The sequence below is a fragment of the Enterobacter ludwigii genome (assembly GCF_001750725.1).
Lineage (GTDB): Bacteria > Pseudomonadota > Gammaproteobacteria > Enterobacterales > Enterobacteriaceae > Enterobacter > Enterobacter ludwigii.
Map to the genome: position 1 here is coordinate 4,148,267 of NZ_CP017279.1, position 21,412 is coordinate 4,169,678.

General features: G+C 54.7%; 19 protein-coding genes. 7 read left to right on the top strand and 12 right to left on the bottom strand.

The window, feature by feature from the left end:
- Positions 1-71: 71 nt before the first annotated feature.
- From fis to acuI, 12 genes are all read right to left on the bottom strand, one after another.
- Positions 72-368 (bottom strand): DNA-binding transcriptional regulator Fis, encoded by a 297-nt coding sequence (gene fis, locus BH714_RS19465; protein ID WP_000462905.1) that lies wholly within the window; start codon positions 366-368, stop codon positions 72-74.
- A gap of 23 nt (positions 369-391) precedes the next feature.
- Positions 392-1,357: a tRNA dihydrouridine synthase DusB gene (dusB, locus tag BH714_RS19470; protein ID WP_040018718.1), complete on the bottom strand. Its 966-nt coding sequence runs from the start codon at positions 1,355-1,357 to the stop codon at positions 392-394.
- A 330-nt stretch (positions 1,358-1,687) separates the two neighbouring features.
- Positions 1,688-2,428: a carbonic anhydrase gene (locus BH714_RS19475; RefSeq protein ID WP_040018719.1), complete on the bottom strand. Its 741-nt coding sequence runs from the start codon at positions 2,426-2,428 to the stop codon at positions 1,688-1,690.
- Positions 2,429-2,565: 137 nt separating this feature from the next.
- Entirely contained in the window at positions 2,566-3,447 is an 882-nt protein-coding gene (gene prmA, locus BH714_RS19480) for a 50S ribosomal protein L11 methyltransferase (RefSeq protein WP_014171869.1), read from the bottom strand.
- A gap of 11 nt (positions 3,448-3,458) precedes the next feature.
- On the bottom strand, positions 3,459-4,910 hold the full coding sequence (gene panF / locus BH714_RS19485; protein WP_040018722.1) for a sodium/pantothenate symporter: 1,452 nt from the start codon (positions 4,908-4,910) through the stop codon (positions 3,459-3,461).
- Positions 4,900-5,142 (bottom strand): YhdT family protein, encoded by a 243-nt coding sequence (locus BH714_RS19490; RefSeq protein WP_006178860.1) that lies wholly within the window; start codon positions 5,140-5,142, stop codon positions 4,900-4,902. The genes panF and BH714_RS19490 overlap by 11 nt, the downstream gene beginning before the upstream one ends.
- A 110-nt stretch (positions 5,143-5,252) precedes the next feature.
- Positions 5,253-6,602 (bottom strand): acetyl-CoA carboxylase biotin carboxylase subunit, encoded by a 1,350-nt coding sequence (accC, locus tag BH714_RS19495; protein ID WP_020883502.1) that lies wholly within the window; start codon positions 6,600-6,602, stop codon positions 5,253-5,255.
- Between the two features lie 10 nt (positions 6,603-6,612).
- On the bottom strand, positions 6,613-7,074 hold the full coding sequence (gene accB, locus BH714_RS19500) for an acetyl-CoA carboxylase biotin carboxyl carrier protein (RefSeq protein WP_014171866.1): 462 nt from the start codon (positions 7,072-7,074) through the stop codon (positions 6,613-6,615).
- A 21-nt stretch (positions 7,075-7,095) separates the two neighbouring features.
- Entirely contained in the window at positions 7,096-7,548 is a 453-nt protein-coding gene (gene aroQ / locus BH714_RS19505; protein ID WP_014171865.1) for a type II 3-dehydroquinate dehydratase, read from the bottom strand.
- 234 nt (positions 7,549-7,782) lie between these two features.
- Positions 7,783-8,382, bottom strand: a complete 600-nt coding sequence (gene msrQ, locus BH714_RS19510; RefSeq protein ID WP_020883503.1) for a protein-methionine-sulfoxide reductase heme-binding subunit MsrQ — start codon at positions 8,380-8,382, stop codon at positions 7,783-7,785.
- Positions 8,383-9,384: a protein-methionine-sulfoxide reductase catalytic subunit MsrP gene (msrP, locus tag BH714_RS19515; RefSeq protein ID WP_040018725.1), complete on the bottom strand. Its 1,002-nt coding sequence runs from the start codon at positions 9,382-9,384 to the stop codon at positions 8,383-8,385. It lies immediately after the preceding gene.
- Between the two features lie 77 nt (positions 9,385-9,461).
- On the bottom strand, positions 9,462-10,436 hold the full coding sequence (gene acuI / locus BH714_RS19520) for an acrylyl-CoA reductase (NADPH) (protein ID WP_020883505.1): 975 nt from the start codon (positions 10,434-10,436) through the stop codon (positions 9,462-9,464).
- Positions 10,437-10,618: 182 nt separating this feature from the next.
- Between acuI and csrD the strand changes: the two genes are divergently transcribed.
- The 7 genes from csrD (at position 10,619) to yhdP (ending at position 21,355) form a co-directional block, all read left to right on the top strand.
- Positions 10,619-12,559 (top strand): RNase E specificity factor CsrD, encoded by a 1,941-nt coding sequence (gene csrD, locus BH714_RS19525; protein WP_040018727.1) that lies wholly within the window; start codon positions 10,619-10,621, stop codon positions 12,557-12,559.
- A 281-nt stretch (positions 12,560-12,840) separates the two neighbouring features.
- Positions 12,841-13,884, top strand: coding sequence for a rod shape-determining protein MreB (gene mreB / locus BH714_RS19530; protein WP_000913396.1), 1,044 nt, complete (start codon positions 12,841-12,843; stop codon positions 13,882-13,884).
- A 61-nt stretch (positions 13,885-13,945) separates the two neighbouring features.
- Complete coding sequence (mreC, locus tag BH714_RS19535) at positions 13,946-14,962, top strand: rod shape-determining protein MreC (protein ID WP_014171860.1); 1,017 nt, start codon at positions 13,946-13,948, stop codon at positions 14,960-14,962.
- A complete protein-coding gene (gene mreD, locus BH714_RS19540) occupies positions 14,962-15,450 on the top strand; it encodes a rod shape-determining protein MreD (protein WP_014071997.1) in 489 nt (162 codons plus the stop codon). The genes mreC and mreD overlap by 1 nt, the downstream gene beginning before the upstream one ends.
- A 9-nt stretch (positions 15,451-15,459) precedes the next feature.
- Positions 15,460-16,053: a Maf family protein gene (locus BH714_RS19545; RefSeq protein WP_014171859.1), complete on the top strand. Its 594-nt coding sequence runs from the start codon at positions 15,460-15,462 to the stop codon at positions 16,051-16,053.
- Positions 16,043-17,512 (top strand): ribonuclease G, encoded by a 1,470-nt coding sequence (gene rng, locus BH714_RS19550; RefSeq protein ID WP_014885432.1) that lies wholly within the window; start codon positions 16,043-16,045, stop codon positions 17,510-17,512. Before BH714_RS19545 ends, rng begins: the two co-directional genes overlap by 11 nt.
- A 42-nt stretch (positions 17,513-17,554) precedes the next feature.
- Positions 17,555-21,355: an AsmA2 domain-containing protein YhdP gene (gene yhdP, locus BH714_RS19555; protein ID WP_040018729.1), complete on the top strand. Its 3,801-nt coding sequence runs from the start codon at positions 17,555-17,557 to the stop codon at positions 21,353-21,355.
- The last annotated feature ends 57 nt before the right edge of the window (positions 21,356-21,412 follow it).

The following is a 21,412-nucleotide window of genomic DNA, read 5'->3' on the forward strand; positions in this document are numbered from 1 at the left end:
CGCGGGCAATAAAAAAGGCGCATCCCCATGCCAGGTAGCGCCTTTTTAAACAAGCATTTCGCTAACCGAAATTAGTTCATGCCGTATTTTTTCAGTTTCTTACGCAGTGTACCACGGTTGATACCCATCATCAGGGCAGCGCGGGTTTGGTTACCGCGGGTGTATTGCATCACCATGTCCAACAGTGGCTGTTCAACTTCAGCCAGTACCAGCTCATACAGGTCATTAACATCCTGACCGTTCAGTTGAGCAAAATAGTTCTTCAGTGCCTGTTTAACCGAGTCACGCAGGGGCTTTTGAGTTACCTGATCCTGAGAGTTAACGGTAGAAACGGTCAGTACGTCAGAATTTACGCGTTGTTCGAACATAGTTCTGTCAGCTCTTTATTTCATTACGCAAGATTTTCGAAGTATGCCTCCAACGCCTCCAGCTGTACGCTGGCATCCTCTATGGCGTTGAATGTGCGCCGAAACTGGTCATTTGGAGCGTGCTCCTGGAGATACCAGGATACGTGTTTACGCGCAATTCGGTACCCTTTTGCCTGACCATAAAAGTCATGCAATTCCCGAACATGCGAACAAAGCAAGCGCTTTACCTCTGCCAGTGGCAGTGGGGCAAGCAACTCCCCAGTGTCCAGATAATGCTGGATTTCCCGAAAGATCCAGGGTCTTCCCTGAGCGGCACGTCCTATCATCAGAGCATCAGCTCCCGTATAGTCGAGCACAGCTCTGGCTTTAAGCGGGTCAGTAATGTCACCATTCGCGATAACCGGAATGGAAACTTTCTGCTTAACTGCCCGAATGCTGTCGTATTCAGCTTCACCATTGAACAAACAGGCGCGAGTGCGTCCATGGATGGTCAGGGCCTGAATGCCACAGTCTTCGGCCAGTTGGGCAATCTCTACACAGTTACGGTGTTCCGGCGACCAACCCGTGCGAATCTTCAACGTAACAGGAACGTCCACTGCGCTGACAACCGCGGTCAGGATAGACTTCACCTGGTCGGGGTATTGCAGAAGGGCTGAACCTGCAAGCTTGCGATTCACTTTCTTGGCCGGGCAACCCATATTGATATCAATAATCTGGGCGCCACTTTCCACGTTAATCCGCGCGGCATCTGCCATCTCTTCAGGCACGCTTCCGGCAATTTGCACGGTGCGAATACCTGGTTCATCAACGTGCACCATCCGAAGGCGGGACTTATCGCTTTCCCACACCTGTGGGTTAGACGACATCATCTCGGAAACGGTTAAACCTGCCCCCATCTTATAGCACAGCGTCCTGAACGGCCGGTCGGTAATACCTGCCATTGGGGCTGCGATCAGGCGATTTCTGAGCTGGTAGTGTCCGATGCGCATGAGTTAAGAAATGACCATACTGTGACTGCAAGGCGGCGTATATTACGCATTTTTTGCACGAGATGAAAGGCCAAACTTTGAACAATCCACTGTTGTAGATCAAGGAATCGCCGCTCTGTCCTTCAGGTGAAAATTATAAACCTGTTAAATCATAAAGTTATGATGGAATGATTATTTTATAGCCGCTTACAATTTCCCGTAACTTCTCATCATTTCTGAATAAATGCATCACTTGAGCGGGATAATCTGCTGTTTTTAGCAGCAGATTATCCCGCTTGTTTGCGATCTGAGTCGCATTTTAGAACATGATCTGCATGCGAAAAATGCGCATTATTCGACGACTACGCGACCATGAAGGGGTTGTACCGGGCGGTTATTTTCGTGGTGCATCGTGTGGGAGAATTTCTCAAGCTGCTCTGCAGAGACGGTCAGCGGGTGCTTCAGTACAATCCAGGTTACCCCCTCTGAGCACGGCGGTGTGGTCAGCGAGCCGCTAAAGCGCCAGTACGTTTTATCTTTTGGAATCAGCTTGTTCAGATTGAGATCTTGCTTAATCGAGACGTTCTGTTCGGCCTGCTCAGGCATGACGCTCCACAGCTTATCCAGCTCCGGGTTCGCGGCCCCTTTATCGAACATGACCGCCACCACCGCCAGCTCACCGGCCGCGTTTTTGTGCACCAGATGCATTTCCATCGCAAATTTCTTGCCATGCACGGTGTTTTCGCTCGGCGCGTGGAAATGGAACTGTTGCAGGGTCCAGGTTTGCTTATCGAGGGTAAGGGTATCGCGGGTTTCCGGCTTTTCACTTGCCTGAATGGTATGGCCGTTGTTCGTCAGCGTCACAGGGCCATCAATGTAATGTGTTTGCAGCGGGGAGAGGTGCGCGTTCGCGGTGGATTCAATGTTGATGGGGGACTGATTCATCCCGCTTTGACAGGTTTTGTAAGCCTCGTCCAGTTCGCCCCAGTGTTCCGGTGCGCCTTCGCCTTCGTAGCTCCAGTGTGATGCGCAGGCTGAAGCCGAGATAATGCTCAGCGCAAAGAGCGCTGCCTTGCCAGTAAAGTGGGTCATAGTATTCTTCCGGTGAATTATTGTGGTTCAAACCATTGTTATCAATATGATTTGTGTGGGTATTTTACCGGAGAAGAGCATAGGAGGAGAGGATTATCGGAGGAAGAGAGGCGTGGTCAGATGACCACGCCAATGGCTTACTTTTTACGGCCCGTAATACGACACCACTCTTCTTTTTCGACCACCGGGTCGAGGGCGAAAAGATCGGCGTAGGCTTCGCAAACGCTGTCAGCCTGGCTTGCAAGGATCCCGGAAAGCCCCAGCAGACCGCCGTCAACGGGCAGCACGCTGATTAACGGGGCCAGTTCGCGTAATGGGCCGGCCAGAATGTTCGCCACCACCACATCGGCTTTCATGGCTTCTGGCTGCGCATCCGGCAGATACAGTTCAAGGCGGTCAGAAACGCCGTTGCGTTCAGCGTTATCACGGCTGGCCTGAATAGCCTGTGGATCGATATCGATCCCAATGGCTTTGGCCGCGCCCAGTTTCAGCGCCGCGATAGCGAGGATCCCGGAGCCGCATCCGAAGTCGATCACCGTCTTGCCGTCCAGATCCAGACTGTCCAGCCACTGCAGGCACAGAGAAGTCGTCGGGTGAGTACCGGTCCCAAATGCCAGGCCCGGATCCAGCATCACGTTTACCGCGTTTTCATCCGGAACGTCACGCCAGCTCGGGCAGATCCACAGACGTTTACCGAACTGCATCGGGTGGAAGTTATCCATCCACTCGCGTTCCCAGTCTTTGTCTTCCAGTTGTTCGATTTTGTGTGCAAAACCCGCACCCAGCAGCGGATGATTTTCCAGGATCGCGACAACCTCTTTCATGTCAGTTTCTGCATCAAACAGGCCAATAACGTCGGTATCACCCCACAGGCGGGTTTCGCCCGGCAGTGGCTCAAACACCGGCGTGTCATGCGTGTCCTGGAAGGTGATGGAGACCGAACCGGCTTCCATCAGCGCATCGCTTAGCTCTTCGGCGTTAGCGCCGGTTGTATTCAGTTTTAGTTGGATCCACGGCATGGCAAAACTCTTTATTTATCAGTAGAAATCGTAGCGGGCTGTGGGACAGGCTGACCGAAACGGTTCCCGACCACAAACGCCAGTAAACTTAACAGTAACGAAGGCACAATAGGATGGAAGCCCAGGTACTGAATTTTAAATGTAGCTAGCACGGCATACAGCACACCGCCGACAATCATGCCGCTCAGGGCGCCGGCAGCGTTGGCGCGCTCCCAGTAGAGGCCCAATACCAGCGGCCACAGGAAGACGGCTTCAAGGCCGCCAAACGCCAGCAGGTTCAGCCAGATAATCATCTCCGGCGGACGCCATGCGGCTAACAGCAGCAGCGCGCCTAAAACGAGCGTAATCACCGCCGACATACGCTTCAGGCGTCGTTCATTTTGCACCTGCTCAGGACGCAGGTTCAGATAGAGATCTTTAATGATCGTAGCGGAACTCTGCAGTAGCTGGGCGTTAATGGTCGACATTATGGCGGCCATTGGCGCGGCGAGGAATATCCCCGCGGCAAAAGGCGGAAGCACTTTGACCATCAGGGTTGGGATCACCAAATCGGGAACCGTAAGGTCGGGGATCACCGCACGTCCTAACGCACCCGCCAGATGCATGCCGAACATCAGGATTGCAACAACGATCGTCCCGATAATAATACCCCGGTGAACGGCTTTGCTGTCTTTATACGAGATACAACGCACGGCGGTATGCGGCAGGCCAATAACACCAAAGCACACCAGCACCCAGAACGACGTCATAAATGTTGGCGAAAGGATATCATCCGCACCCTGCGGGGAAATCAGTTTCGGGTCAATCGCTTCCAGAGTTTCAACGGCATGGCTCAGACCACCTGCGGCGTGAACAATTCCCACCAGCAGAACGATTGTGCCAACGAGCATCACCATCCCCTGCAGCGTATCGTTCAGCACGCTGGCGCGAAATCCGCCAAACGCGGTATACAGCGCAATGCTCACCCCAAAGATGATAAGGCCCGTCTCATAGGGGATCCCAGCAGCGGTTTCCAGCAGACGTGCCCCGCCGATGAACTGCACCGTCATTGCACCAATAAACGCGACCAGCAGGCTTAAGCTTGCCAGCCACACCAGCAGACGGCTCTGGTAGCGCGCAAACAGCATATCGTTGAGCGTCACGGCGTTATAACGGCGTGCCAGAATGGCAAATTTTTTACCCAGTATACCCAGCGAGAGCCAGACGGCAGGCAGCTGAATCATTGCCAGCAGCACCCAACCTAACCCGTATTTATAGGCTGCACCGGGGCCACCGATAAACGAGCTGGCGCTGATATAGGTGGCGGTAAGCGTCATGGCCAGCACGACACCGCCCATCGAGCGACTGCCGAGGAAATACTCATTCAGGAAGGTGCCGGTCGTTCTCTTACGCATTGCATAAACGGACAAACCAAACACGACCACCAGGTACGCGACCAGCGGCAGAATGACTTCAAGCTGCATCATCATCCTCCAGCGGGATATCCCGGTAGATAAATTTCACCATTGCCCAGCACAGCAGGATAAAGACCAGCGGCACCAGCAGGCAGGCCATTTCGAACCAGTGAGGCAGGCCGGTAATGCCGATAGCCGAGTCAGGTAAGTAAGCGGTCACCAACCATGCGGCAAGATAGAGAAGGGTCAGCCACAGCGCCCATCGCGCTTCTTTATGGGCCTGAACAAAACGCTTGTCCATTTTTTGTCCCTTGTGGATGAATAAAGCGGGGATTGTACATGATGGGGCTTTCCGATCCCCAGAAATAAAAAAAGGCCGGATTATCCGGCCTTTTTGGCGTGACTGCGCGCTTACTTCTCTTGCAGACCGAGTTTTTTCTCCAGATAGTGGATGTTAGTCCCACCATTCTGGAAGTGCTCGTCGCTCATGATACGCATCTGCAGTTCAACGTTGGTTTTGATACCGTCGATAATCAGCTCCTGCAGGGCGTTCTTCATGCGGGCAATTGCCACGTCACGGTTTTCGCCGTAGCAGATAAGCTTACCGATCATGGAGTCATAGTACGGCGGTACGGTGTAACCCGCGTAGATATGAGACTCCCAACGCACACCAAAGCCACCCGGCGCGTGGAAACGCGTGATTTTACCCGGGCTTGGCAGGAAGGTATTCGGGTCTTCGGCGTTGATACGGCATTCCACCGCATGGCCTTTGACCACAACTTCTTCCTGTTTGATGGACAGAGGCTGACCCGCAGCGATACGCAGCTGTTCTTTGATCAGGTCAACGCCGGTAATCATTTCGGTAACCGGGTGTTCTACCTGAATACGGGTGTTCATCTCAATGAAGTAGAACTCGCCGTTTTCGAACAGGAACTCGAAAGTACCCGCACCGCGATAGCCGATATCGACACAGGCTTTAGCACAACGCTCGCCGATGTAGCGACGCAGTTCCGGCGTAATGCCCGGTGCTGGCGCTTCTTCAACCACTTTCTGGTGACGACGCTGCATGGAGCAGTCACGTTCTGCCAGATAGATAGCGTTACCCTGACCGTCAGCCAGCACCTGAATTTCGATGTGGCGTGGGTTTTCCAGGTATTTTTCCATGTACACCATGTCATTGCTGAAAGCTGCTTTCGCTTCCGCTTTGGTCATGGAGATGGACTGAGCCAGTTCAGCATCGCTACGCACAACGCGCATACCGCGACCGCCGCCGCCGCCGGACGCCTTGATGATAACCGGATAGCCAATGCGTTTCGCATGAGCACGGTTAGCATCCATGTCGTCGGTCAGAGGACCGTCAGAGCCCGGTACGGTTGGAACACCGGCTTTTTTCATCGCGGTGATTGCGGACACTTTGTCGCCCATCAGGCGGATAGTGTCAGCTTTCGGGCCGATGAAGATAAAGCCAGAGCGCTCAACCTGCTCAGCAAAGTTGGCGTTCTCAGAGAGGAAGCCATAACCCGGATGAATTGCCACCGCGCCGGTGATTTCAGCGGCGCTGATGATAGCCGGGATGTTCAGATAGCTTTTTACGGACGGAGCCGGGCCAATACAGACCGTCTCATCCGCCAGCAATACGTGTTTTAAATCGCGATCCGCGCTTGAGTGCACAGCGACGGTCTTGATGCCCAGTTCTTTACAGGCACGAAGAATACGCAGTGCAATCTCGCCGCGGTTGGCGATAACAATTTTATCCAGCATGTTCGCCTCGTTACTCGATGACGACCAGCGGCTCGTCAAATTCAACCGGCTGACCACTTTCGACCAGAATCGCTTTCACAGTGCCTGATTTGTCTGCTTCGATCTGGTTCATCATTTTCATCGCTTCAACGATGCACAGGGTATCGCCTGCGTTGACTTTCTGACCCACTTCGATGAACGCTTTCGCGTCCGGGCTCGGGGTGCGGTAGAAAGTACCAACCATTGGGGAACGTACGATGTGACCACTGATTTCTGCTGCAGCGGCAGGTGCGGCTTCAGCTGCTGGTGCAACGGCTGCGGAAAGCGCAGGCTGCTGCACTGGCGCAGCATAAGCCTGCTGCATTACCGGGAAGCTAGCGGCTGGGGCTGCACGGCTGATGCGTACAGACTCTTCGCCTTCAGAAATTTCCAGTTCGGAGATGCCTGATTCTTCAACCAGCTCGATCAGTTTTTTAATCTTACGAATATCCATGAGTGGGTTCCGTACTCTTGTTTAGTGTGATTGTGACAAGCGTTTTACCGCTGTCTGTAAAGCGTATGAATAGCCGTCAGCGCCCAGTCCGCAAATAACGCCAGCGGCGATATCTGATAGATAGGAATGGTGGCGGAACGGCTCTCGGGCGTGCACGTTGCTCAGGTGGATCTCGATAAACGGGATACTCACTGCGAGCAGTGCGTCGCGAATAGCAACACTGGTGTGCGTAAACGCGGCCGGATTGATCAGGATATAGTCCACAGTGTCTTTAGCCTGATGAATACGGTCGATGATTGCGTACTCCGCGTTAGACTGAAAATGATCCAAATCCACATTCAGCGACGTTGCTTCCGTGCTCAGACGGTTAACAATTTCACTCAATGTTAGCGAGCCGTACTTCTCTGGCTCGCGGGTGCCGAGCATGTTCAGGTTCGGTCCGTTTAAAACTAAGATATGGAACTTATCAGCCATTGTGCCGCTATCTCCTGCGATTCTCCGGTAAAAAACAAAATATACCTTCGAAGCACGATTGTCACCTTTTCAGAGGCCTAAAACCGCTGTCGGGTAAACCAAAGTCGCACATTATAACGATTTCGTAGCATTTGGCAGCTAAATACTGGTCTTATCAGGGAAGATTATCAACCGCTATCCGAAAAAGATTCGCGGTTGACAGGGATTCTGCGGGAAAACGCACAGTTTCGCGAATTATCGCAACCACTGACGGAACTTCTTGTAACGCCATGCTAAAAGCGCCACAGCCAGCAGCGCGTAGAGTATGGGCTGCGGGGAGAGGATCTTCACCGACCACAGATAATGGATGGGTGCGAGGATCGCGACAAGATAGACGAAGTTGTGCAGCAGTTGCCAGCGCCTGCCCAATGTACGTTGTGCATATTGCGTTGATGTCAGTGCTAATGCCAGTAACACCAGCCAGCTCACGATACCTAACGTCAGGTACGGACGGGTAACCAGTTCGCGGCCCAGCAGTGCCAGGTTGTTAACGCCCAGTTCCAGCAAGGCGTAGCTGGTCAAATGGAGCGTCGCCCAGGCAAAACACCATAGCCCCAAAAGCCGGCGGGTGCGTATCAATAATGGCTGTTTAGCGTAGCGCGCTAACGGTGACACCAGCAAGGTCGCCAGTAAAAATTTCAGAGCCATCCGACCGGTAAAGTGCTGGATATCCTTTGCCGGATCAGCGCTAAAAAGCCCCTGGCTGGCGGCCCAGAATAACCAGATAAAAGGAAGCAACCCGGCTAAGTGCAACAGCACTTTCAGCCAGGTTATCTGTTTTGCCGTTAAACGCACTCAGAAGTTCTCCCGTAAATTAAGGCCACGGTAAAGCGACGCCACTTCATCAGCGTAGCCGTTAAACAGCAGTGTCGGCTGACGCTTCACATCCAGCGCGCCGCCGGAACCGATAAATCGCTCGGTGGCCTGCGACCAGCGGGGATGATCGACGTGCGGGTTCACATTGGCAAAAAAGCCATATTCGTCGGGCGCCGCCAGGTTCCAGGTCGTGGGTGGACGTTCGCGGGTGAGCTTAATGCTGACGATAGATTTAATCCCTTTAAAACCGTACTTCCACGGCACCGTTAAGCGAACTGGCGCGCCGTTCTGCGGCGGGAGTGCTTTGCCGTAAACGCCGACGGTCAGCAGCGTAAGAGGATGCATCGCTTCGTCGAGCCGTAACCCTTCGACATACGGATACGCAAGCCCACCACCGATAAACCGATCTTTCTGGCCCGGCATCTCGTCCGGAGCGTAGCGCGTCTGGAAAGAGACATATTTTGCGTTGCTGGTGGGTTCAACCATCGCCAGCAGTTTATGCAACGGGAAGCCTACCCAGGGCACAACCATCGACCAGGCTTCCACGCAGCGCATGCGGTAGATACGCTCTTCCAGTGGAAAACGGGTGGTGAGATCGTGATGGTCCAGCGTCAGCGGTTTTGCCACTTCACCGTCGATTTTCAGCGTCCACGGATCGGTTTTCATACTCCCCGCGTTGGCCGCAGGATCGGCCTTATCGAGACCAAATTCGTAGAAATTGTTATAGCCGGTCACTTTGTCTTCCGGCGTGAGCGTCAGTGTGTTTTGCCACTGAGCGGGCTTCGTAAAGGTGAGTGGGGCGCCAGAAGGGGCTTTGGGGCGATCGTTACCTTTAAACCAGTCGAGCAGGTCGGCATGAGCCGCAGGGGAAAGCGTCAGTGCGGTGGCGCTGATGCCAAGCATTTTCAGGATGTGGCGGCGCTGTAACATAAAGACAGATTCAGACGTTACGTCGGCTTCCGTCAGTTTTCGGGTTTTCATGGCATCCTCCGTCATGCGTTTTTCTAAGCATGACGGAGGAGAGGGATTAGCGCGAATATGTCACGAAAATTTGAAGATTAGGCAATTTTCACCAGCGCGCGGCCGTGGAACTGGTTGTCCATGATCTTGCTGGCATATTCAGGCGCCTGGCTAAGCGTGATTTCGGTTGCGCTCTGAGTAAAGAACGTGTCCGGCAAATCGCGCTGCAGACGTTCCCAGGCTGCAATGCGGCGCGCCGCCGGGGTCATCACGGAATCAACACCCTGCAGGCGAACGTTACGCAGAATAAAGGGCATCACGGTGGTGGGCAGGGCAAAACCGCCCGCCAGACCACAGGCTGCCACGCAGCCGCCGTAGTTCATCTGCGCCAGCACTTTTGCCAGCACTTTGTCACCGACGGTATCTACCGCACCTGCCCAGAGCTGTTTTTCCAGTGGACGGGTTTCGGCAAACTCGTCGCGGCTCAGGATGCGATTAGCGCCGAGCTGACGCAAGTATGCATGGGTGCTCTCGCGCCCGGAAACTGCCGCAACCTGGTAACCCAGTTTGTGCAGCAATGTCACCGCCGTGCTGCCCACACCACCGCTGGCACCGGTCACGACGATCTCACCCGATTCAGGGCGAATACCGGCATCTTCCAGCGCCATCACGCACAGCATGGCGGTAAAGCCTGCGGTACCGATGATCATCGCTTTACGACCATCCAGGCCTTGTGGCATCGGCACCAGCCAGTCGCCTTTCACGCGCGCCTGTGTCGCCAGCCCACCCCAGTGATTTTCACCCACGCCCCAGCCCGTGAGCAGCACCTGCTGGCCGGCATGGAAGCGCGGATCTTCGCTCGCATGAACCCGGCCCGCAAAATCGATACCTGGCACCATAGGGAAATTTCGGATGATTTTACCCTTCCCGGTAATAGCCAGCGCATCTTTATAATTTAAACTGGACCAGTCGATGTCGACGGTCACTTCGCCGGCCGGCAGTCGGCTCTCTTCAACGGCCTGCACCGAGGCAAGCGTTTTGCCGTCCTGCTGTTCTAAGATCAAAGCCTGCATACAGGGTCCTCACGACTCAGATGATTGGAAAATAGCTCCTGAAGACTATACTCCCTCAGGGAAAAGCAATGCCGATTTAACGCAATAAATTGCCAGATACGCCAGGTTTGATAGTATGCCGCATTTGAAATGCAAGTTAGCGCTTACTCGCTAACCCCTCAACCCACGGAGTTATCTCAAGGATGCGATTAACGACGAAGTTCTCGGCTTTTATCACCTTACTGACGGGGCTGACCATTTTTGTCACGCTCCTTGGCTGTTCTCTGAGCTTTTATAACGCCATTCAGGACAAGCTGGTTAATCGGGTGCAGTCTGTCGCGTCGGTGATTGATAATCGTCTCCTCACCACCCCGCTGCCGGCGCTGTCCCGCGAGCTGGATGAGTTGATGGTGCCTGTCGATATTGTCCAAATCGACATTCTGCAGGGAAAGCATAATGTTTTAAGCCATGCCCGGCAGGACAGCTATCGGCCTGCGGGCGTGGTAAGCCAGTACCGGGAAGTGACGGTGCATTCCCTTAAAAACCCCGGCATGACCATAAACATGGTCTACCTCGATCCGATGGCCAGCTACTTCCGCTCGATGATGACCACCGCGCCGCTCACCGTCGCCGTCGCGTTTATTGTCCTGCTGATTTTTCTCGCGGTTCGCTGGCTGCGCCGTCAGCTCTCTGGTCAGGAACTGCTGGAGATGCGTTCCGTGCGAATACTGAACGGTGAACGCGGCCCGCAGGTGCGTGGCTCGATCCATGAATGGCCTGCACGTGCCAGCAGTGCGCTGGATATGCTGCTCTCAGAAATTCAGTTCGCCAGCGACCAGCGCAGCCGTATGGACACGCTGATCCGCTCTTACGCTGCGCAGGATAATAAAACCGGGCTGAACAACCGTCTTTTCTTTGATAATCAACTGGCCACGTTGCTGGACGATCCGGAAAAAGTCGGGACGCACGGTGTTGTCATGATGATTCGCCTGCCCGATTTCGATCTGCTGCGCGACACCTGGGGACAGCGCGTGGCGGAAGAGAATCTCTTTACGCTGATCAACCTGCTCTCCACCTTTATTATGCGTTATCCGGGAGCGCTGCTGGCCCGTTATCACCGCAGCGACTTTGCCGTGCTGCTGCCTCATCGTACGCTGAAAGAGTCAGAAAGCATCGCCAGCCAGCTGCTGAAAGCGGTGGATGCGCTGCCGCAGAGCAAAATGCTCGACAGGGACGATATGGTTCATATGGGCATCTGTGCCTGGCGCGGCGGCCAGTCGACGGAACAGGTGATGGAACATGCTGAAGCGGCAACCCGCAACGCCGTGTTGCAGGGCGCTAACGGCTGGGCTGTGTACGACGATTCGTTACCGGAAAAAGGGCGCGGCAATGTGCGCTGGCGAACGTTGATAGAGCAAATGCTCAGCCGCGGCGGGCCGCGCATTTATCAAAAACCGGCGGTGATGAAAAACGGGATCGTTCATCACCGTGAGCTGATGTGCCGTATTTTTGACGGTACGGAAGAGGTCATCTCCGCGGAATATTTGCCGATGGTGCTGCAGTTTGGGCTTTCTGAAGAGTATGACCGCCAGCAGATCACCCGACTCATGCCGTTTTTATCCTTTTGGCCCGAAGAAAACCTGGCGCTACAGGTTACCGTGGAGTCGTTAATTCGCCCGCGTTTTCAGCGCTGGTTGCGTGATACATTAATGCAATGCGAAAAATCGCAACGCAAACACATTATTTTTGAACTTGCTGAGGCGGATGTGGGTCAACACATCAGCCGGTTACGTCCGGTAGTACGGTTGATTAATGCGCTAGGTGCCCGTGTCGCGGTCACGCAGGCGGGTTTAACGCTGGTCAGTACTAACTGGATTAAGGAACTGGATGTGGAGTTATTAAAGCTGCATCCGGGGCTGGTAAGGAACATTGAAAAGCGCACGGAAAACCAGCTGCTGGTACAGAGTCTGGTGGAAGCGTGCAAGGGAACGCGAACACAAGTCTTTGCCACGGGCGTGCGCTCCAGAAGCGAATGGCAGATGTTGACAGAGCGCGGTGTGACGGGCGGTCAGGGGGATTTTTTTGCCTCCTCTCAGCCGCTTGACACCAATGTGAAAAAATATTTGCAAAGATACTCTGTTTGACCTGCCGTTTAATCCGTTTTCACGTAGAATATCGCGCCTGTAGCTTTGAGTATGACGAGCAAAAAGCCAGTGAACGACCTTTAGCGGGTTACAAATGTCAGTGAGGGACGCTACTGTGTACTCAGCCCTGAGGGAATCAGGGAAAGATTTGTAACATCAGGATACGTACTGCACAAATTTTCACCGCTGCAGATGATTTTTGCGCCTTGTCGCTGCTGCGTGTGGTTGGTAAAGTAAGCGGATTTTGTTTTCCGCCCCAGCTTTCAGGATTATCCCTTAGTATGTTGAAAAAATTTCGTGGCATGTTTTCCAATGACCTGTCCATTGACCTGGGTACCGCGAATACCCTTATTTACGTTAAAGGACAAGGCATCGTATTGAATGAGCCTTCCGTTGTGGCCATTCGTCAGGATCGTGCCGGCTCGCCGAAAAGCGTAGCCGCTGTGGGTCATGACGCGAAGCAGATGCTGGGACGTACCCCTGGCAACATCGCCGCAATCCGCCCAATGAAAGACGGCGTTATCGCTGACTTCTTCGTGACTGAAAAAATGCTTCAGCACTTCATCAAGCAGGTTCACAGCAACAGCTTCATGCGCCCAAGCCCGCGTGTTCTGGTGTGTGTGCCGGTTGGCGCCACCCAGGTTGAACGTCGCGCAATCCGTGAATCAGCCCAGGGTGCAGGCGCGCGTGAAGTGTTCCTGATTGAAGAGCCAATGGCGGCGGCAATCGGTGCGGGTCTGCCTGTTTCTGAAGCGACCGGTTCTATGGTGGTGGATATCGGTGGTGGTACCACTGAAGTGGCCGTTATCTCCCTGAACGGCGTGGTGTACTCCTCTTCCGTGCGTATCGGTGGCGATCGTTTCGACGAAGCCATCATTAATTATGTGCGTCGTAACTACGGTTCCCTGATCGGCGAAGCGACCGCTGAGCGTATCAAGCATGAAATCGGTTCCGCTTACCCGGGCGATGAAGTGCGTGAAATCGAAGTTCGCGGCCGTAACCTGGCTGAAGGTGTTCCACGCGGCTTTACCCTGAACTCCAACGAAATTCTGGAAGCGCTGCAGGAACCTCTGACCGGTATCGTGAGCGCAGTGATGGTTGCCCTGGAACAGTGCCCACCAGAACTGGCGTCTGACATCTCCGAGCGCGGTATGGTTCTGACCGGTGGTGGTGCGCTGCTGCGTAACCTCGACCGCCTGTTAATGGAAGAGACAGGTATTCCTGTCGTAGTTGCAGAAGATCCACTGACTTGCGTCGCCCGTGGTGGTGGCAAGGCGCTGGAAATGATCGACATGCACGGCGGCGACTTGTTCAGCGAAGAGTAGTCATTGTGAAAGGGTAGCGTATCGCTACCCTTTCTCTCTGACACGAGAATACGCATAGCCTATGAAGCCAATTTTTAGCCGTGGCCCATCGCTACAGTTTCGCCTCATTCTGGCGGTCCTGGTTGCGCTTGGGGTCATTATTGCCGATAGCCGCCTCGGTACGTTCAGTCAGATCAGAACGTACATGGATACCGCCGTCAGTCCTTTCTACTTTATTTCAAATGGTCCCCGTGAGTTGCTCGACTCCGTTTCTCAAACGTTGTCTTCACGTGACCAACTCGAACTCGAAAACCGGGCATTACGTCAGGAACTGCTGTTGAAAAACAGCGAGCTGCTGATGCTGGGACAATATAAGCAGGAAAACGCGCGTCTGCGTGAGCTGCTTGGCTCGCCGCTGCGTCAGGATGAGCAGAAGATGGTGACGCAGGTGATCTCCACCGTCAACGATCCCTACAGCGATCAGGTTGTGATCGACAAAGGAAGCGTGAACGGTGTGTATGAAGGTCAGCCTGTTATCAGTGATAAAGGCGTTGTAGGCCAGGTTGTTGCTGTGGCCAAACTGACCAGCCGCGTTCTGCTGATCTGCGATGCCACGCATGCGTTGCCGATTCAGGTACTGCGTAATGACATTCGCGTCATCGCGGCCGGTAACGGGTGTACCGACGATCTCCAGCTGGAACATCTGCCGGCTAACACGGACATTCGTGTGGGCGACGTTCTGGTGACGTCGGGTCTGGGTGGACGTTTCCCTGAAGGGTATCCGGTTGCGGTTGTCTCTTCGGTGAAGCTTGATACGCAGCGTGCCTATACCGTGATTCAGGCGCGTCCAACCGCGGGTTTACAGCGTCTTCGCTACCTGCTGCTGCTGTGGGGCGCCGACCGCAATGGTGCTAACCCCATGACGCCTGAAGATGTTCATCGCGTCGCGAATGAACGCCTGATGCAAATGATGCCGCAGGTTCTGCCGGCACCGGATGCCATGGGACCCCCTGCGCCAGTACCGGCCCCTGCTACGGGGCTAACGCAGCCGCTGCCGGATGCACCGCCACCGCCTAAACTCTCCTCGGGAGGGCAGTAGTGGCAAGTTATCGTAGCCAGGGACGCTGGGTTATCTGGCTCTCATTTCTCATTGCGCTGTTACTGCAAATCATGCCCTGGCCGGACGACATTCTCGTTTTCCGGCCAAACTGGGTATTGCTCATTTTGCTCTACTGGATCCTTGCCCTGCCGCACCGCGTAAATGTCGGCACAGGTTTTGTGATGGGTGCCATACTGGATCTCATTAGTGGCTCTACGCTTGGCGTGCGCGCCTTGTCCATGAGTATTATTGCGTACCTCGTCGCACTTAAATTCCAGCTCTTTCGTAACCTCGCGCTCTGGCAACAGGCGCTGGTGGTGATGTTGTTGTCGCTTGCTGCGGATATCGTTGTTTTCTGGGCAGAGTTTTTAGTGATCAACGTCTCTTTCCGACCGGAAGTGTTCTGGAGTAGTGTAGTAAACGGTGTGCTCTGGCCGTGGCTGTTCCTGCTGATGCGTAAGGTTCGCCAGCAGTTTGCTGTGCAATAAAAGGTTTCTATGACGTCTCTATATCTTGCTTCTGGTTCTCCGCGTCGTCAGGAGTTGCTCACTCAGCTGGGTGTCTCCTTTGAACGCATCGTTACGGGCATCGAAGAGAAACGCGCTGAAGGCGAAAGTGCCCAGCAGTACGTTTCTCGACTGGCGCGTGAGAAAGCGCAGGCAGGCGTGGCGCAAACGCCGCGTGACTTGCCGGTGCTGGGGGCAGATACCATCGTTATTCTTAACGGTGAAGTGCTTGAGAAACCGCACGACGCTGAACATGCGGCGCGCATGCTGCGCAAAATGTCCGGACAAACACATCAGGTAATGACCGCCGTCGCGCTGGCGGACAGCCAGCACGTGCTGGATTGCCTGGTGGTGACGGACGTGACATTCAGAGTGCTTACCGACGACGAGATCGCCGCTTATATCACCAGCGGTGAACCGATGGATAAGGCAGGTGCATACGGTATTCAGGGGCTGGGTGGCTGTTTTGTCAGGAAGATTAATGGCAGCTATCACGCCGTAGTCGGCTTACCGCTGGTGGAAACGTATGAGTTGCTGAGCAATTTTAACTCACTGCGTGAGGGAAGGGATAATTATGACGGCTGAATTGTTGGTAAACGTAACGCCATCGGAAACCCGTGTGGCCTATATTGATGGTGGCATTCTTCAGGAAATTCATATTGAGCGTGAAGCGCGGCGCGGAATAGTAGGCAATATCTACAAAGGTCGTGTCAGTCGTGTACTACCGGGTATGCAGGCGGCTTTTGTAGATATTGGACTGGATAAGGCGGCATTTTTACATGCCTCCGACATTATGCCGCATACCGAGTGCGTCGCGGGCGAAGAGCAAAAGCAGTTTGCCGTGCGCGATATCTCCGAACTGGTGCGTCAGGGCCAGGATCTGATGGTGCAGGTCGTCAAAGATCCGCTGGGCACGAAAGGCGCCCGTCTGACGACCGACATTACCTTGCCTTCCCGCTATCTGGTCTTTATGCCTGGCGCGTCGCACGTGGGCGTTTCGCAGCGCATTGAGAGCGAAAGCGAGCGCGAGCGTCTTAAAAAAGTGGTCAGCGCTTACTGCGATGAACAGGGCGGGTTTATCATCCGTACCGCCGCAGAAGGGATCAGTGAAGACGATCTGGCATCTGATGCGGCCTACCTCAAGCGCGTCTGGACCAAAGTCATGGAGCGTAAAAAACGCAACCAGACCCGCTACCAGCTTTACGGCGAACTGGCGCTGGCTCAGCGCGTCCTGCGTGATTTTGCCGATGCACAGCTCGACAGAATTCGCGTGGATTCCCGCCTGACCTATGAAGCACTGCTGGAATTTACCGCCGAATACATTCCCGAAATGCCTGGTCTGCTGGAGCATTACACGGGGCGTCAGCCTATCTTCGATCTCTATGACGTCGAAAATGAGATCCAGCGAGCGCTGGAACGCAAGGTTGAACTGAAGTCCGGCGGCTATCTGATCATCGATCAGACCGAAGCGATGACGACGGTGGATATCAACACCGGCGCGTTTGTCGGTCATCGCAACCTGGATGACACCATCTTTAATACCAACATCGAAGCCACGCAGGCCATCGCCCGCCAGCTTCGCCTGCGCAATCTGGGCGGCATTATCATCATCGACTTTATCGATATGAGTAATGAAGACCATCGCCGTCGTGTGCTGCACTCGCTGGAGCAGGCGCTGAGTAAAGATCGCGTGAAAACCAGCATCAACGGCTTCTCACAGCTGGGGCTGGTGGAAATGACGCGTAAGCGTACCCGCGAAAGCGTGGAGCACGTGCTGTGCAATGAATGCCCAACCTGCCACGGACGTGGCACAGTAAAGACGGTTGAGACCGTCTGCTACGAGATCATGCGTGAAATCGTTCGCGTTCATCATGCCTACGACTCCGATCGTTTTCTGGTCTATGCTTCCCCTGCGGTGGCTGAAGCGCTGAAAGGCGAAGAGTCGCACGCGCTGGCGGAAGTGGAAATCTTTGTCGGCAAACAGGTAAAAGTTCAAATCGAACCGCTCTATAACCAGGAGCAGTTTGACGTCGTGATGATGTAAGACGCGGTACGCCGCGTGACCAAAGCTGACAAGGAGAGATGAGTGAGGCGATTGCCGGGGATTTTATTGCTTACAGGGGCAACGCTGGTCGTGATTGTCGCGTTGCTCGTGAGCGGGCTGCGCCTCGTTTTACCGCATCTGGACAGCTGGCGTCCGCAGCTGCTGGCAAAAATCGAATCCACCACCGGTGTCCCGGTGGACGTGAGCCAGATAAGCGCCAGCTGGCAGAATTTTGGCCCGACGCTTGATGTCCGGGATATCAATGCCAGCCTGAAAGATGGCGGCTATCTGAAAATCAAACGCGTCACCCTGGCGCTGGATGTCTGGCAAAGCCTGCTCCATTTTCGCTGGCAGTTCCGCGATCTCACCTTTTATCAGCTTCAGTTTCTGACCAATACCCCGCTGTCCGGCGGCGATAGCAATCAGAGCCTTGAAACCAACCGCTTCAGCGATCTCTTCCTGCGTCAGTTCGATCATTTCGATCTGCGTGACAGCGAAGTGAGCTTTATTACCCTCTCCGGGCAGCGCGCTGAACTGGCGATACCACAGCTGACCTGGCTCAACGGCAAAGAACGCCATCGCGCGGAAGGACAGGTGAATCTCTCCAGCCTGAACGGCCAGCATGGCGTGATGCAGGTTCGTATGGATCTGCGCGACGACGACGGTTTGTTAAATAACGGCAAGGTATGGCTGCAGGCCGACGACGTGGATGTTAAGCCGTGGCTCGGCGACTGGTTACAGCAAAATATGCAGCTGGAAACCGCCCGTTTTAGCCTTGAAGGCTGGATGACCCTGACGAAAGGGGAATTTGCCAGCGGCGATATCTGGCTTAAGCAGGGGGGCGCAAGCTGGAAGGGCGAAAAACAGCAGCATCAACTTTCGGTCGACAACCTCACCGCGCACGTGACGAAAGAGAAAGAGGGGTGGCAGTTTGCCATTCCGGACACACGCATCACCATGGATAACAAACCCTGGCCGCGCGGTGCTCTGACGCTGGCCTGGATGCCGGAACAGGATGTCGGTGGGGCGACCAGCAAACGCAGTGACGAGCTGCGTATTCGCGCCAGCAACCTTGATCTGGCCGCAATAGAAGGTCTGCGCTCGATGGCCGCCAAGCTCTCTCCGGACCTGGGTGAGATCTGGCTGGCAACGCAGCCAAGCGGAAAGATAGATTCGCTGGCGCTGGATATCCCGCTTCAGGCCACGGAAAAGACCCGTTTTCAGGCCGCATGGAAATGTCTGGCCTGGAAGCAGTGGAAGATGTTACCGGGCGCGGAAAACTTCAGCGGTAAGCTGGAAGGGAGCGTTGAGAACGGCAGGCTAACGGTCGATATGCATGACGCCAGAATGCCTTACGAAACGGTCTTCCGTGCGCCGCTTGAAATTGAACAAGGCAATGCGGTGCTCAACTGGCTGCGTAACGATAAAGGCTTCCAGCTGGATGGACGCCATATCGATGTGAAAGCCAAAGCGGTACATGCGCGTGGCGATTTCCGCTATCTGCAGCCTGAAGGTGAAGAGCCGTGGCTGGGTATTCTGGCCGGGATCAGCACTAACGACGGTTCTCAGGCCTGGCGCTACTTCCCCGAGAACCTGATGGGCAAAGCGCTGGTGGACTATCTGAGCGGCGCGATCCAGGGCGGCCAGGCGGATAATGCCACCCTGGTCTACGGCGGTAATCCGCATCTTTTCCCGTACAAGCACAATGAAGGTCAATTCCAGGTGCTGGTGCCGCTGCACAACGCCACCTTTGCCTTCCAGCCGGGCTGGCCTGCGCTGAAAAATCTCGACATTGAACTTAATTTTATCAATGACGGATTATGGATGAAGGCAGACAACGTGGCGCTGGGCGGCGTAACGGCCAGTAACCTGACGGCAAACATTCCGGATTACTCAAAAGAGAAGCTTTTGATCGATGCCGACATTAACGGCCCCGGGAAAGCGGTCGGCCCCTATTTTGAAGACACGCCGCTGAAAGAGTCACTGGCAGCCACCCTTCAGCAGCTGCAGCTGGATGGCGATGTGAGTGCTCGCTTACATCTTGATATCCCGCTCGACGGTGAAATGACCACCGCCAAAGGCGACGTCCGTCTCAATAACAACAGCCTGTATATTAAGCCGCTTGAAAGCACCCTGAAGAACCTCAGCGGGCAGTTTAGCTTTGAGAACGGTAACCTGAAGAGCGAGCCGCTCAAGGCCAGCTGGTTTAATCAGCCTGTGAATATTGATTTCTCGACCACCGAGGGCGAGAAAGCTTATCAGGTAGCCGTCAACCTGGACGGCAACTGGCAGCCATCGCGCATGGATGTTCTGCCGAAGCCGATTGAGGAGTCCGTTAACGGTGCAGTCTCCTGGAATGGCAAGGTGGCAATTGAACTGCCTTATCACGCCGGTGCGCGCTATAAAGTTGATATCACTGGCGATCTGAAAAACATTCAGAGCCAGTTGCCTGCACCGCTGGATAAATCGTCCGGTCAACCGCTGCCAATAAAGGTTAACGTCGATGGCAATCTTAACAGCTTCGCGCTAACCGGCAGTGCGGGTGAGAAAAACCATTTCAACAGCCGCTGGCTGCTTAACCGTAAGCTCACGCTCGACAGAGCCATCTGGACGACGGACAGCCGCACCACGCCGCCGCTGCCCGATCACACCGGCATTGAGCTTAATCTGCCGCCAATGGACGGGGCCGAGTGGCTGGCTCTGTTCCAGAAGGGCGTAGGCCAAAACGTTGATGAGGCTGCCCAGTTCCCGCAGAGCATTACTGTTCGTACGCCGTCGCTGATGCTGGGTGGACAGCAGTGGAATAACCTGAGCATTGTTTCGCAGCCAACGGCGAACGGGTCAAAAGTCGAAGCCCAGGGCCGCGAGATCAATGGCACGCTGACCATGCGCGACAACGCGCCGTGGCAGGCGGCGATTCGCTATCTTTACTACAACCCGGCCACCGCGAGCGGAAAAGATCGTCCGTCAAATACGGCGCCGTTGAATAACCCAACCCGTATCGACTTCAGCGGCTGGCCCGATCTCCAGCTACGCTGTGCTGAGTGCTGGCTTTGGGGTCAAAAGTATGGCCGTATTGACGGCGATTTCGCCATTAAGGGGAATACGCTGAGCCTTGCGGGCGGGCTTATCGACACCGGCTTTGGCCGTCTGAGGGCCGCCGGGGAGTGGGTTAATAACCCGGGCGAGCAGCGAACCTCTTTGAAGGGCGACATCAAGGGCAATAAACTGGATTCCGTGGCTAACTTCTTTGGCATCAGCACGCCGCTGCGGGGGTCATCATTTGACGTGAATTACGATCTCCACTGGCGTGCGGCACCGTGGACGCCGGATGAAGCCTCACTGAACGGCATTCTGAAAACCCGCTTTGGCAAGGGTGAAATTGCCGATGTGAGTACCGGGCATGCGGGCCAGATACTGCGTCTGTTGAGCTTTGATGCCCTGCTGCGTAAGCTGCGTTTCGACTTTAGCGATACCTTCAGCGAAGGTTTCTATTACGACTCCATCCGCAGTACGGCATGGATCAAAGACGGGGTGCTGCATACCGACGATACGCTGGTGGACGGCCTGGAAGCGGATATTGCGATGAAAGGCTCGGTCAACCTCGTGCGCCGCGAACTGGATATGGAAGCGGTGGTGGCACCTGAAATTTCTGCCACCGTCGGCGTGGCGGCGGCTTTTGTGGTGAACCCGATTGTCGGTGCGGCGGTGTTTGCCGCCAGTAAAGTGCTGGGGCCGCTGTGGAGCAAAGTCTCTATTCTGCGCTATCGCATCACCGGGCCGGTGGATAAACCGCAGATTAATGAAGTGCTGCGCCAGCCGCGCAAAGATGCACAGCAATGATTTGACGTGGGCAGGTAATTGCCTCACTCTCAATAAATACGATTTATATACCGCCAC

What these genes read in the sequence shown, in the direction of transcription:
- panF (WP_040018722.1), bottom strand. Translation starts at nt 4,910, where the DNA reads ATGCAGCTTGAAGTCATTCTGCCGCTGGTCGCGTACCTGGTGGTCGTG.
- BH714_RS19490 (WP_006178860.1), bottom strand. Translation starts at nt 5,142, where the DNA reads ATGGACAAGCGTTTTGTTCAGGCCCATAAAGAAGCGCGATGGGCGCTG.
- mreC (WP_014171860.1), top strand. Translation starts at nt 13,946, where the DNA reads ATGAAGCCAATTTTTAGCCGTGGCCCATCGCTACAGTTTCGCCTCATT.
- msrP (WP_040018725.1), bottom strand. Translation starts at nt 9,384, where the DNA reads ATGAAAACCCGAAAACTGACGGAAGCCGACGTAACGTCTGAATCTGTC.
- csrD (WP_040018727.1), top strand. Translation starts at nt 10,619, where the DNA reads ATGCGATTAACGACGAAGTTCTCGGCTTTTATCACCTTACTGACGGGG.
- dusB (WP_040018718.1), bottom strand. Translation starts at nt 1,357, where the DNA reads ATGCGCATCGGACACTACCAGCTCAGAAATCGCCTGATCGCAGCCCCA.
- acuI (WP_020883505.1), bottom strand. Translation starts at nt 10,436, where the DNA reads ATGCAGGCTTTGATCTTAGAACAGCAGGACGGCAAAACGCTTGCCTCG.
- BH714_RS19475 (WP_040018719.1), bottom strand. Translation starts at nt 2,428, where the DNA reads ATGACCCACTTTACTGGCAAGGCAGCGCTCTTTGCGCTGAGCATTATC.
- prmA (WP_014171869.1), bottom strand. Translation starts at nt 3,447, where the DNA reads ATGCCGTGGATCCAACTAAAACTGAATACAACCGGCGCTAACGCCGAA.
- accB (WP_014171866.1), bottom strand. Translation starts at nt 7,074, where the DNA reads ATGGATATTCGTAAGATTAAAAAACTGATCGAGCTGGTTGAAGAATCA.
- fis (WP_000462905.1), bottom strand. Translation starts at nt 368, where the DNA reads ATGTTCGAACAACGCGTAAATTCTGACGTACTGACCGTTTCTACCGTT.
- mreB (WP_000913396.1), top strand. Translation starts at nt 12,841, where the DNA reads ATGTTGAAAAAATTTCGTGGCATGTTTTCCAATGACCTGTCCATTGAC.
- rng (WP_014885432.1), top strand. Translation starts at nt 16,043, where the DNA reads ATGACGGCTGAATTGTTGGTAAACGTAACGCCATCGGAAACCCGTGTG.
- aroQ (WP_014171865.1), bottom strand. Translation starts at nt 7,548, where the DNA reads ATGGCTGATAAGTTCCATATCTTAGTTTTAAACGGACCGAACCTGAAC.
- accC (WP_020883502.1), bottom strand. Translation starts at nt 6,602, where the DNA reads ATGCTGGATAAAATTGTTATCGCCAACCGCGGCGAGATTGCACTGCGT.
- BH714_RS19545 (WP_014171859.1), top strand. Translation starts at nt 15,460, where the DNA reads ATGACGTCTCTATATCTTGCTTCTGGTTCTCCGCGTCGTCAGGAGTTG.